We start from the raw sequence: 12,176 nt of genomic DNA, 5'->3' as shown, positions 1-12,176 counted from the left end.
CCATCATTCCGCATGAGGGCCCAAAAGCGGCGCCACGGTGGACGTGGCGCCGCTTCTGGGTCCTGCCTTCAGGGGGTCTGGGCGCCTCAGGCTCCGATGATGTTGTATTCGGGGCCGAACGGGAACTTCGTGATGTTCTCGGCTCCGTCTTCGCCGACCACCAGGATGTCGTGCTCACGGTAGCCGCCTGCGCCGGGCTGGCCGTCCAGGACGGTGATCATGGGTTCCATGGAGACCACCATGCCGGGCTCGAGCACGGTGTCGATGTCCTCGCGGAGTTCCAGTCCGGCTTCGCGGCCGTAGTAGTGGCTCAGGACGCCGAAGGAGTGTCCGTAGCCGAACGTCCGGTTGGCGAGAAGTCCGTGGCTGACGTAGATCTCGTTCAGCTCGGCGGCGATGTCCTTGCAGACAGCTCCGGGCTTGATGAGCTCGAGGCCGCGCTTGTGGACTTCCACGTTGATGTTCCACAGCTCAAGGGAGCGGGCGTCGGGTTCGCCGAAGAACAATGTGCGCTCCAGCGCGGTGTAGTAGCCGGAGGTCATGGGGAAGCAGTTCAGGGACAGGATGTCGTGTTCCTGGATCTTGCGCGTGGTGGCCCAGTTGTGGGCGCCGTCGGTGTTGATGCCGGACTGGAACCACACCCAGGTGTCACGGATTTCCGAGTCCGGGAACGTCCGCGCGATTTCGTGGACCATGGCTTCGGTGCCGATCAGGGCGACCTCATATTCGGTGATGCCGGCGGTGATGGCGTTGCGGATGGCTTCGCCGCCCAGGTCACCGATGCGGGCCCCGTGCTTGATCACCTCGATCTCTTCGGCCGACTTGATCATCCGCTGGCGCATCGCCGCCTGGGCGACGTCCACCAGGGTGGCTCCCGCGAAGGCCGCCTGGATCTTGTTGCGGTTATCCAGCGGGAGCGAATCGTCTTCGACGCCGAGCCGGCGGGGGTTGATGCCGCGGGTGCGCAGCGCCTCCTGGATGGCGAAGATGTAGTTGTCCCGGCGCCAGTCCGTGTACACCACGTTGTCGCCATAGCTGCGCCGCCACGGCATGCCGGCGTCGATGTTGGCCGTGACGGTCACGGTGTCGTCCTTCGTGACCACCATGGCGTAGGACCGGCCGAAGTAGGTAAAGAGGAAGTCGGAGTAGTACTTAATGGAGTGGTAGCTGGTCAGGACGACGGCGTCCAGGTCCTTATCGGCCATGATGCGGCGCAGTCCGCCGAGCCGGCGCTCAAATTCGGCGTTGGAAAAGGTCAGCTCTTCCTTCTGCCCGTTGTGCAGGACTTTCAGTCGCTCCAGTTCGGCGATGGACGAAGCGTTGTTGGACGTTGCGATGGTCATGATGGTGGTGCCTTTCTGCGGTTTGATTTCTTAGGAGGGAAAATGTGGGCGTCGGCCGGGACTACTCGTGGCGCAGCGGTTCCTTGCTGGTTTCACGAGAGAGGATGACGGCGATCAAGGAGATGACCGCGGCGCCGGCGAGGTACCAGGCAGGCGCCAGGGCATTGGCCGTCGCGGCGATCAGGAGGGTCGCCATGAACGGCGCGGTGCCGCCGAAGAGCGCGTTGGAGAGATTGAAACTGACGGCGAAGCCGCTGTAGCGGACGCGGGTGGGGAACATTTCCGCCAGGAAGCTCGGAAGCGTGCCGTCATTGAGCGTGAGCATGCCGCCCAGCAGGATCTGGACCAGGACGATCACCAGGAAGTTCCCGGTGCCCAGCAGGGCGAAGGCCGGCACGGTCAGCACGATGAAGCTCAAGGAGGCGGCAATGAGGACCTTTTTGCGGCCGTAGCGGTCCGAGAGCATTCCGGTCAGGAAGATGAACCCGATGTACGTCACGAGTGCGATGGTGGTGGCCAGGAAAGATTCGGCAGCGCCGAGTCCCAGTTCCGAGGACAGGTAGGTCGGCATGTAACTGAGGATCACGTAGAACCCGACGGCGTTGAGCAGCACTGCTCCGACGGCCTTCAGCAGCAACCGCCAGTGGTTCCGGAAGAGGCTGGATACCGGGGCCTTGATGGCATGATCCTCCTCTGCCAGTTCGCGGAACACCGGGGTGTCTTCGAGCTTGGTGCGGATGTAGCGTCCGATCAGGCCCATCGGGGCGGCGAGCAGGAACGGCAGGCGCCACCCCCAGCTCTGCATCGCCTCGGCGGTGAGCAGGATGGTCAAAAGGCCCGCGAGCAGGGAACCCAGCAGCAGGCCCGCGGCCGTGCTGGCCGGAACCACCGCTGCGTAGAGGCCGCGCTTGTTGGCCGGGGCATACTCCACCAGGAAGGCGGACGCGCCGGCGTATTCGCCCGAGGCGGAGAAGCCCTGGACGACGCGCACCACCAGGAGAAGGATCGGCGCCCAGATGCCGATGGAGTTGTACCCCGGGATGAGGGCGATGCAGAAGGTCGCTCCGGACATGATCAGGATTGACAGGGAAAGCGCGGTCCGGCGCCCCACCCGGTCACCGATGTGGCCCCAAACAAAGCCGCCGAGCGGCCGCACCAGGAACGAGATGGCGAAGAGGGCGAAAGTCAGCAGAAGCGCGGTCTGGGGATTGGACTCGGGGAAGAAGACCGCGGCGATGGTTGCGGCCAGGTAGCCGTAGACGGCGTAGTCGAACCATTCGACGAAGTTTCCGATGAAACTTGCGGCGACCACCCGCCGTCGGGTTTCCTTGCTGACTGCGGGATCGTGCCCGCCCGGGGCCGCCCGGCCGCTCACCGTGGCCTGTCCGGAGGAAGTACTGCCATGCCCGCTATTCGACTCTGGGCTGCTCGACCCCGCAAGTGTCGACGGGGAGAAATTTTCGTTACTCATGTGTCCACCAAAGAGTTTTGGGAGTTGCAATCAGTGCAACGCTGTTGCACCAGATTAGGCGTGACGCATGACACAGTCAATGCTTTTTGTGATTTCTCTTACGCGGATCAATCTGGATGAGACACCAAGACAGCGCCGCGGGCACCCAGCCGGACCGCACAACAATAGTTGCAATGAACGAAACGGTGTTGCATAAATTGCGCGACGTGTCCGTCAACTTGGGGAAAGCTTGAGCCGGGCGGCGCCGCGGTTCCGCCCAGTCCGGCGCGATGGCACACTAAGTGGACTATCGAGTGACTGGGGGGATCCACGTCAGGAGATCGTCATGGGCATTCTGGTACGTACGCGCACTTCAGGCCGCCGGTCGGCGGTCGAGCCATGATGGCCGGGTGGGCCTATCTCATGGCCGCAATCATGACCGTTGATTCGCTCCTGCTGGGGCTGCTCCTGATGAACGTGAAGTGGCCGAAGCGCTGGAAGAAAAACGGCTGAAGTTCCGGAACTCTAATCCACTGCGGCGGCGACTCGGGCGCCCGTCGTGGTCGAAGTCGCCGGTCACGTGCGGGCTCGCCGGAAGCTTAAGGCGAGCCCGCACGCTTCCGGCGACCTCGGCGGGAGGGTCCCCCGTCCGGACCTAGAGGACCTTGCGGATGGTCTCCTCGAAGCTGGTGACGTGGTGCAGGGCGAGTTCGCCGGCCCTGTCCGCGTCGCCCTCGGCCACCGCCTTGAGCAGCTCCACGTGCTCGCTAATGTGGCCGCTGACCGAGGGGACCTTGTCCAGGACCAGGCACCAGATGCGCGTGGCCAGATTGTCGTAGCGGATCAGCGTATCCTCCAGGTGCGGGTTGGCTGCGGCCCGGTAGATCAGGCGGTGCACCGTCAGGTCGTAGCGCATCAGCTCCCGGGACTCTGCTGGGCTCGGGGCCAGTTCTGCAATGGTCTTGGCGACATCCAGCAGTTCGCGGCGCATGGCGGCGTTGGCCCGCGTTGCCGCCCGCCGCGCCGCCAGGGGTTCCAGCAGTTCCCGGATTTCCGAGACATCGGCCAGTTCCGTGAAGTCCACGGTGGTGGCAAAGGTTCCCCTTCGCGGGTATGAAACCACCAGGTGGTCCACTTCCAGCCGCTTGATCGCTTCGCGCACTGGAGTACGGCCGAACCCGAGCTCGGCGGCGAGCTGCCCGTCATTGATGGGTTCGCCCGGCCGGATTTCGAGCATGATCAGCTTGTCGCGCAACTGCCTGTACGCGGCCTCCGCCTGGGAGATGGCTTCGTCCTCTGCGGGCGGCAGGACGGTGAGTGCATTCACAGCTCGGCTCCGTTTCTGGATTTCAACGTTTCTGGATTTCAACCGGAAGCCTGGTTCCACTTGGCTTCCAGCTATTGACTCTGGTGTGATCGCAATCATACCATTGTTCTCACACTGATATATCAGTCATAGCAATAGTGGTATTTCAAAGGAGCAACCGTGGTTGAGCAGTTGAACGAGCGACTTTCCGTAGTCGATCCCGAGGTCGAAGAGGCCGTGGCGCACGAACTGAAGCGCCAGCAGTCCACCCTGGAAATGATTGCGTCCGAGAACTTCGCCCCCGCCGGGGTCATGGAGGCACAGGGTTCGGTGCTGACCAACAAGTACGCCGAGGGCTACCCGGGCAAGCGCTACTACGGCGGCTGCGAGCACGTCGACGTGATCGAACAGCTCGCGATCGACCGGGTCAAGGCCCTGTTCGGCGCCGAGTACGCCAACGTCCAGCCGCACTCCGGCGCGCAGGCCAACGCCGCCGCCATGTTTGCCCTCCTGGAACCGGGCGACACCATCATGGGACTGGCCCTGGCCCACGGCGGCCACCTCACCCACGGGATGAAGATCAACTTCTCCGGCAAGCTCTACAACGTGGTCCCGTACCACGTGAGCGAGCACAACCACCTGGTGGACATGGCCGAAGTGGAGGCCCTGGCCCTTGAACACCGGCCCAAGATGATCGTGGCCGGCTGGTCCGCCTACTCCCGGCAGCTGGACTTCGCCGAGTTCCGGCGCATCGCCGATCTCGTGGGCGCCTACCTCATGGTGGACATGGCACACTTCGCCGGCCTCGTGGCCGCCGGGCTTCACCCGAACCCGGTCCCCTACGCCGACGTCGTCACCACCACCACGCACAAGACCCTCGGCGGACCGCGCGGCGGCGTGATCCTGGCCAAGGAGGAGTACGCACGCAAGATCAACAGCGCTGTGTTCCCCGGCCAGCAGGGCGGCCCGCTGGAACACGTGATCGCGGCCAAGGCCGTGGCCTTCAAGATCGCGGCGTCACCGGAGTTCAAGGAACGCCAGGAGCGCACGCTCGAAGGCGCCGGGATCCTCGCGTCCCGGCTCCTGAAGGACGACGTCGCGGCGGCCGGGATCTCCGTGGTCAACGGCGGCACCGATGTGCACCTGGTCCTGGTGGACCTGCGGGACTCGGAACTGGACGGGCAGCAGGCCGAAGACCGGCTCCACCGGATCGGCATCACCGTCAACCGCAACGCCGTCCCCTTCGATCCCCGCCCGCCCATGGTGTCCTCCGGGCTGCGGATCGGCACCCCCGCCCTGGCCACCCGCGGCTTCGGTGCCGCGGAGTTCACCGAGGTGGCGGACATCATCGCCTCCGCCCTCATCTCGCAGGCGCCCGGGGACGAACTCAGCGACCAAACCGCCGCTGAACTGCGTGGACGCGTCAGCGCCCTCGCGGACCGGTTCCCCCTTTACCCGCATCTCGGCACCGGCACGCCGGCGACCGGGCTTGAGGCAGAACTGATTGGAGCAGCACAATGACCACCGAACACCTGCCGGAGCACCCGGACTTCCTCTGGCGCAACCCGGACCCCAAGAAGAGCTACGACGCCGTGATTGTGGGCGGCGGCGGACATGGACTGGCGACGGCGTATTACCTGGCCAAGAACCACGGGATGACCAACATCGCCATCCTGGAAAAAGGCTGGCTGGCCGGCGGGAACATGGCCCGGAACACCACCATCATCCGCTCCAACTACCTCTGGGACGAGAGTGCGGCGATCTACGAGCACGCCCTGAAACTCTGGGAGATCCTGCCCGAAGAACTCGAATACGACTTCCTGTTCAGCCAGCGCGGGGTCATGAACCTGGCCCACACCCTGGGCGACGTCCGCGAAAGCGTCCGCCGCGTCGGGGCCAACAAACTCAACGGCGTCGACGCCGAGTGGCTGGACCCGCAGCAGGTCAAGGAACTCTGCCCCATCCTGAACATCAACGACAACATCCGCTACCCGGTCATGGGCGCCACCTACCAGCCGCGCGCCGGCATCGCCAAGCACGACCACGTCGCCTGGGCGTTCGCCCGCAAATGCGACGAGCTCGGCGTGGACATCATCCAGAACTGCGAGGTCACCGGCTTCATCAAGGACGGCAACCGCGTCACCGGGGTCAAGACCACCCGCGGCACCATCAACACCGAAAAGGTCGGACTCTGCGCCGCCGGGCACAGCTCGGTGCTTGCCGAAATGGCCGGATTCCGGCTCCCCATCCAGTCCCACCCCCTCCAGGCACTCGTGTCCGAGCTCCACGAGCCCGTCCACCCCACCGTCGTCATGTCCAACCACGTCCACGTCTACGTCTCCCAGGCGCACAAGGGCGAACTGGTCATGGGCGCCGGCGTGGACTCCTACAACGGCTACGGCCAGCGCGGATCCTTCCACGTGATCGAGCACCAGATGGCAGCCGCCGTCGAACTCTTCCCGATCTTCGCCCGGGCCCACGTGCTCCGGACCTGGGGCGGGATCGTTGACACCACCCTGGATGCCTCCCCGATCGTAGGCACCACCCCGGTGGAAAACATGTTCGTCAACTGCGGCTGGGGCACCGGCGGATTCAAGGGCACACCGGCGGCCGGGCTGACGTTCGCCCACACGATCGCCACCGGAGAACCGCACAAACTCAACAAGCCCTTTGCACTCGAGCGCTTCGAAACCGGCGCCCTGATCGACGAACACGGCGCCGCCGCCGTGGCCCACTAGAAAGAGGTAAGGACATGCTCCTGATTCCCTGCCCCAACTGCGGTCCCCGCGACGAGACCGAATTCCACTACGGCGGACAGGCCCACGTGGCCTACCCCGAAAACCCGGCAGAGCTCACGGACCGCGAATGGGCCGAGTACCTGTTCTACCGCGACAACACCAAGGGTGCCTTCGCCGAACGCTGGCTGCACAGCACCGGCTGCCGGCAATGGTTCAACATGCTCCGCGACACCGTCACCTACGACATCCAGGCCGTCTACCCGATGGGTCAGCTCCGGCCCGCCACAGGCCCCACAGCCCCCACCGTCACCAGCCCCGTCTCCCCGGAAGGAGCAGTCAAATGACCGCTCAGCCGCAGCCCGCGCGTCTTAGCACCGGCGGACGCATCGACCGCAGCGTCACGTGGCGCTTCACCCTGGACGGCCGTGAATACACTGGCCACCCCGGCGACACCCTCGCCTCCGCCCTGCTGGCCAACGGCCGGCTCCGCGCGGGTGACTCCCTGTATGAGAGCCGGCCCCGCGGCATCATGTCCGCCGGCGTCGAGGAATCCAACGCCCTGGTCAAGGTCGCGGCCCGGTTCCCGGGCCACGTGGCCGAATCCATGCTCCCCGCCACCACGGTGTCCCTGGTGGACGGCCTCAGCGCCGAAGTGCTCAGCGGGCTGGGCAAGCTGGACCCGGCCGAGGACCACGCCGAATACGACAAGAAGTATGTCCACACCGACGTCCTGGTGGTCGGTGGCGGCCCGGCAGGCCTGGCCGCGGCCCGCGAGGCCGTCCGCTCCGGCGCCCGGGTCATCCTTATCGACGACCAGCCCGAACTGGGCGGCTCGCTGTTGTCCGGCTCCACGGATCCGGCCCTCGTCGAGAGCATCGAAGGGCAGCCCGCCCTGGAATGGGTGGCCAATGTTGAAGCCGAACTGATCTCCGCGGCCGAATGCACGGTGCTGAACCGCACCAGCGCCTTCGGCTCCTACGACTCCAACTACGTCATTGCGGCCCAGAACCGGACCGACCACCTCCTGACCCCGGCCGCCCCCGGTATTTCCCGCCAGCGGATCTGGCACATCCGGGCCGCCCAGGTCATCCTGGCCCCGGGCGCCCACGAACGCCCGCTGGTCTTCGAAAACAACGACCGCCCCGGCATCATGCTCGCGTCCGCAGTCCGCACCTACCTCAACCGCTACGCCGTCGCCGCAGGTTCCCGGGTGGTCATCAGCACCACGAACGACAGCGCCTACGCCCTGGCCGCCGACCTCCGCGCCGCGGGCATCCGGGTCGAAGCCGTCGTAGACGCCCGTGCACAGCTAAGCGAAACCGCTTCCGCAGCTGCGGCCGCGGGAACGCGGGTGCTGATCGGCAGCGCCGTCGCCAACACCACCGCTGCTGACTCCGGCGACGGCCGGCTCCTCGGCGTCACCGTCCGGAGCATCAACGACGCCGGCGAACTCACCTCGGGCATCGAACACCTCGCCTGCGACCTGCTGGCCGTCTCCGGCGGCTGGTCACCGGTGGTGCACCTGCACTCCCAGCGCCAGGGCAGGCTCCGCTGGGACGAAGACCTCGCCGCCTTCGTCCCCAACAGCGTGGTCCCCAACCAGCAGGTGGCCGGATCCGGACGCGGCAGCTTCGACCTCGACGACTGCGTGGCCGAAGGCATCTCCGCCGGGGCCGCGGCGGTCATCGCCGCGGGCTTCGAGTCCGCCGTCGAACCGTCAGTACTTGGCGAGCCGAAGGCCGCCGCCCCCACCCGCCAGCTCTGGCTGGTACCCGGGCAGGACGGCGGCCCGGATGACTGGCACCACCACTTCGTGGATTTCCAGCGCGACCAGTCCGTGGCCGATGTCCTCCGCTCCACCGGTGCCGGCATGCGGTCCGTGGAGCACATCAAGCGCTACACCTCGATCAGCACCGCGAACGACCAGGGCAAGACCTCCGGGGTGAACGCGATCGGCGTCATCGCCGCCGCGCTCCGGACAGCCGGCGAAGCGTCCCGTGGGATCGGCGACATTGGCACCACCACCTACCGTGCTCCCTTCACCCCCGTGGCGTTTGCCGCCCTGGCCGGACGCCAGCGTGGCGAACTCTTCGACCCCGCCCGCCTCACTTCCATCCACCCCTGGCATGTCGCCCAGGGAGCCCTCTTCGAAGACGTCGGGCAGTGGAAGCGGCCGTGGTACTACCCGCAGGACGGCGAGGACATGGACGCCGCGGTGCTCCGTGAATGCGCCGCCGTCCGGGAATCCGTGGGGTTCATGGACGCCACCACCCTGGGCAAGATCGAGATCCGCGGCAAGGACGCCGGCGAGTTCCTGAACCGCATCTACACCAACGCGTTCAAGAAGCTGGCTCCGGGTTCGGCCCGCTACGGCGTCATGGGCACCCCGGACGGGATGATCTTCGACGATGGCGTCACCCTGCGCCTGGACGAGGACCGCTTCTTCATGACCACCACCACCGGCGGCGCGGCCAAGGTGCTGGACTGGCTGGAGGAATGGCTGCAGACCGAATGGCCGGAACTGGATGTGCACTGCACCTCCGTCACGGAGCAGTGGTCCACGATCGCCGTCGTCGGTCCGAAATCCCGCGCCGTTCTCGCCAAAGTGGCTCCGGAACTGGCAGCCGACGGCGGCCTGGACGCCGAGGCCTTCCCGTTCATGACATTCCGGGAGACCACCCTGGCCTCCGGTGTCCAGGCCCGGGTCTGCCGGATCTCGTTCTCCGGCGAACTGGCCTACGAAATCAACATCCCGTCCTGGTACGGGCTGAGCACCTGGGAAGCCGTGGCGGCGGCCGGCGCGGAGTTCAACATCACCCCGTACGGTACCGAGACCATGCACGTGCTGCGCGCGGAGAAGGGGTACCCGATCGTCGGCCAGGACACTGACGGGACCGTGACACCGCAGGACGCCGGCATGGAATGGGTCGTGTCCAAGGTCAAGGACTTCATCGGCAAACGCTCCTACACCCGCAAGGACGCCGGCCGCACCGACCGGAAACACCTGGTCAGCGTCCTCCCCGTGGACGGCACCATCCGGCTCCCCGAAGGCACCCAACTGGTGGAACAGGGCATCACCGTCAACCCCGCCTACGGCCGCGTGCCCATGCAGGGATTCGTGACCTCGAGCTACCACAGTGCGGCGCTGGGCAGGTCGTTTGCCCTGGCCCTGATCAAGAACGGCCGCAACCGCATTGGCGAGACCCTGGTGGCCGCCGCCGGCGACCAACTCGTGGACGTAATCGTCGCAGAAACCGTACTATTTGACTCTGAAGGGGCCCGCAAAGATGGCTGACACTGCAGCACTCGAAAATTCCAAGAAGATCCAGACCCTCAGGAAGAGTCCGGCGTCGCTCCTGAGAACGGCTTTTGAAGCGGGATCCGTTGCGGGCACCGTGGAGCTGCGCGAGGTGCCGTTCCTGACCATGGCAGGGCTCCGGGTCGATCCTGCCGGCGACGCAGGGCAGCGGCTGGGCGCCCTCACAGGTGGCCTGCCCTCCGCTTCCGGGGAAGTCCGCGGCAGCGGCGACACCGCAGTGCTGTGGCTGGGCCCGGCAGAATTCCTGCTCGTGGCCCCCGCCGAATCCCACGAAAGCCTGGGCGGTGAGCTCCCCCGGACGCTCATCGCAGCACTGGGTGACGGCCAGGGCCAGGTGGTCGATCTCTCCGCCAACCGCACCACGCTCGAGCTCTCCGGACCCCGGGCCAGTGCCGTGCTGGAGAAGGGCTGCGCCCTGGACCTGCACCCCCGCGTCTTCCAGCCCGGAACGGCCCTCTCCACGGAAATCGGCGGCATCCCCGTCGTTCTGTGGAAGACCGGGGACGAGACCTACCGGATCTTCCCGCGGGCATCCTTCGCGGAGTTCCTCGGCCGCTGGCTCCTCGACGCCATGCGCGAATATGCCTCCACCGAGGTCCCCTGATGGCGCTCAGCGTCCTCGACCTGTTTTCTGTTGGCATCGGGCCGTCCTCCTCCCACACGGTCGGCCCGATGCGGGCGGCCAAGCGGTTCGCCGACGGGCTCAAGAGCGACGGGCAACTGAGTTCCACGGCGAGGGTGCAGGCCGAGCTGTTCGGTTCCCTCGGCGCCACCGGCCGGGGCCACGGTTCGGACAAGGCTGTCGTCCTGGGCCTCCAGGGCCAGGACCCCGAGACAGTGGACACCGCTACGGCGGATGACCAGGTGGCAGCCGCTGCCCTGGATGCGGAACTGCAGCTCGCCGGCCATCACCGGGTGGATTTCAACTGGGATGAGGACGTGGTCCTGCACCGCCGCAAGTCGCTGCCCGCCCATCCGAACGGCATGACCTTCCGGGCCCTTGACCGCGCCGGCGACGTCCTCAGCGAACGGAGCTTCTATTCGATTGGGGGCGGCTTTGTCGTCGATGGCAATGCACAAGGCGCCGACCACGTGGTGGCCGACGACACGGTGCTGCCCTACCCGTTCACAACAGCTGACGGACTCCTCGAAATATGCCATCGAGAGAATATGTCCGTCTCCGACGTCATGCTGGCCAACGAACTCGTCTGGCGCACCGAAGCCGACCTCCGGGAGAAGCTCTTGGCCCTGTGGGCGGTCATGCGCCAGTGCGTGGAAAACGGCTGCGCTGCCGAGGGAATCCTGCCCGGTGGGCTGAACGTCAAACGGCGCGCCCCGTCGTTGTTTCGGACGCTGGCAGCATCCGCCGTCAGCGCCGAGGCGGACGCCCGGAACCCATCGCCGGTCCAGGTCCCTGCCGACCCGCTGCTCGCCATGGAATGGGTAAACCTCTTCGCGCTGGCCGTCAACGAGGAAAACGCCGCGGGGGGCCGGATCGTCACGGCGCCCACCAACGGTGCCGCGGGCATTGTGCCGGCCGTGCTGCACTATTACGTCAAGTTCGTCCCCGGCGCCAACGACGACGGCGTGGTGCGCTTCCTGCTGGCCGCGGCCGCCGTCGGGATACTGTTCAAGATCAATGCCTCCATCTCCGGGGCAGAGGTCGGCTGCCAGGGTGAAGTCGGATCGGCGTGCTCCATGGCGGCGGCGGGGCTCTGCGAAGTGCTGGGCGGCACCCCGGAACAGGTGGAAAACGCTGCCGAAGTCGGGATCGAACACAACCTCGGTCTGACCTGCGACCCCGTCGGCGGGCTGGTGCAGATCCCCTGCATCGAACGCAACGCCATTGCCAGCGTCAAAGCCATCAACGCCGCCCGCCTGTGCCTGCACGGGGACGGCAGCCATAAAGTCTCGCTGGACAAGGCCATTAAGACCATGCGCGAAACAGGAGCAGACATGAAAACCAAGTACAAGGAAACCTCCCGCGGAGGCCTCGCCGTGAATGTCGTGGAGTGCTGAC

9 protein-coding genes are annotated in these 12,176 nt (G+C 66.1%); 6 read left to right on the top strand and 3 right to left on the bottom strand.

The genetic code is table 11. The features are described from left to right. Nucleotides 1-86 precede the first annotated feature (86 nt). The 3 genes from ARTB_RS06615 to ARTB_RS06605 all read right to left on the bottom strand — a co-directional run bounded on the left by ARTB_RS06615 (nucleotide 87) and on the right by ARTB_RS06605 (nucleotide 4,120). Nucleotides 87-1,343 carry an aminopeptidase P family protein gene (locus tag ARTB_RS06615; protein WP_243178251.1) on the bottom strand — a complete coding sequence of 419 codons (1,257 nt, stop codon included), beginning with the start codon at nucleotides 1,341-1,343 and terminating at the stop codon, nucleotides 87-89. Nucleotides 1,344-1,404: 61 nt separating this feature from the next. Beyond that, on the bottom strand, nucleotides 1,405-2,814 hold the full coding sequence (locus tag ARTB_RS06610) for an MFS transporter (protein ID WP_243178250.1): 1,410 nt from the start codon (nucleotides 2,812-2,814) through the stop codon (nucleotides 1,405-1,407). A gap of 634 nt (nucleotides 2,815-3,448) precedes the next feature. Further along, nucleotides 3,449-4,120 carry a GntR family transcriptional regulator gene (locus tag ARTB_RS06605; protein ID WP_223914767.1) on the bottom strand — a complete coding sequence of 224 codons (672 nt, stop codon included), beginning with the start codon at nucleotides 4,118-4,120 and terminating at the stop codon, nucleotides 3,449-3,451. A gap of 159 nt (nucleotides 4,121-4,279) precedes the next feature. On the opposite strand from ARTB_RS06605, the gene glyA reads away from it, so the two are divergent. The 6 genes from glyA to ARTB_RS06575 are packed head-to-tail and all read left to right on the top strand — an operon-like array spanning nucleotide 4,280 to nucleotide 12,175. After that, on the top strand, nucleotides 4,280-5,620 hold the full coding sequence (glyA, locus tag ARTB_RS06600; protein WP_308197223.1) for a serine hydroxymethyltransferase: 1,341 nt from the start codon (nucleotides 4,280-4,282) through the stop codon (nucleotides 5,618-5,620). After that, nucleotides 5,617-6,837: a sarcosine oxidase subunit beta family protein gene (locus ARTB_RS06595; RefSeq protein WP_243178249.1), complete on the top strand. Its 1,221-nt coding sequence runs from the start codon at nucleotides 5,617-5,619 to the stop codon at nucleotides 6,835-6,837. Before glyA ends, ARTB_RS06595 begins: the two co-directional genes overlap by 4 nt. 14 nt (nucleotides 6,838-6,851) lie before the next feature. Beyond that, nucleotides 6,852-7,181: a sarcosine oxidase subunit delta gene (locus ARTB_RS06590; protein WP_028278136.1), complete on the top strand. Its 330-nt coding sequence runs from the start codon at nucleotides 6,852-6,854 to the stop codon at nucleotides 7,179-7,181. Then, entirely contained in the window at nucleotides 7,178-10,132 is a 2,955-nt protein-coding gene (locus ARTB_RS06585) for a 2Fe-2S iron-sulfur cluster-binding protein (RefSeq protein ID WP_243178248.1), read from the top strand. Before ARTB_RS06590 ends, ARTB_RS06585 begins: the two co-directional genes overlap by 4 nt. Continuing rightward, nucleotides 10,125-10,760, top strand: coding sequence for a sarcosine oxidase subunit gamma (locus ARTB_RS06580; RefSeq protein WP_243178247.1), 636 nt, complete (start codon nucleotides 10,125-10,127; stop codon nucleotides 10,758-10,760). The genes ARTB_RS06585 and ARTB_RS06580 overlap by 8 nt, the downstream gene beginning before the upstream one ends. After that, nucleotides 10,760-12,175 (top strand): L-serine ammonia-lyase, encoded by a 1,416-nt coding sequence (locus ARTB_RS06575; RefSeq protein ID WP_243178246.1) that lies wholly within the window; start codon nucleotides 10,760-10,762, stop codon nucleotides 12,173-12,175. Before ARTB_RS06580 ends, ARTB_RS06575 begins: the two co-directional genes overlap by 1 nt. The last annotated feature ends 1 nt before the right edge of the window (nucleotide 12,176 follow it).

The sequence above is a fragment of the Arthrobacter humicola genome (genome assembly GCF_022803015.1).
GTDB lineage: Bacteria > Actinomycetota > Actinomycetes > Actinomycetales > Micrococcaceae > Arthrobacter > Arthrobacter humicola_A.
This window is presented reverse-complemented; position numbering and strand designations above follow the sequence as displayed.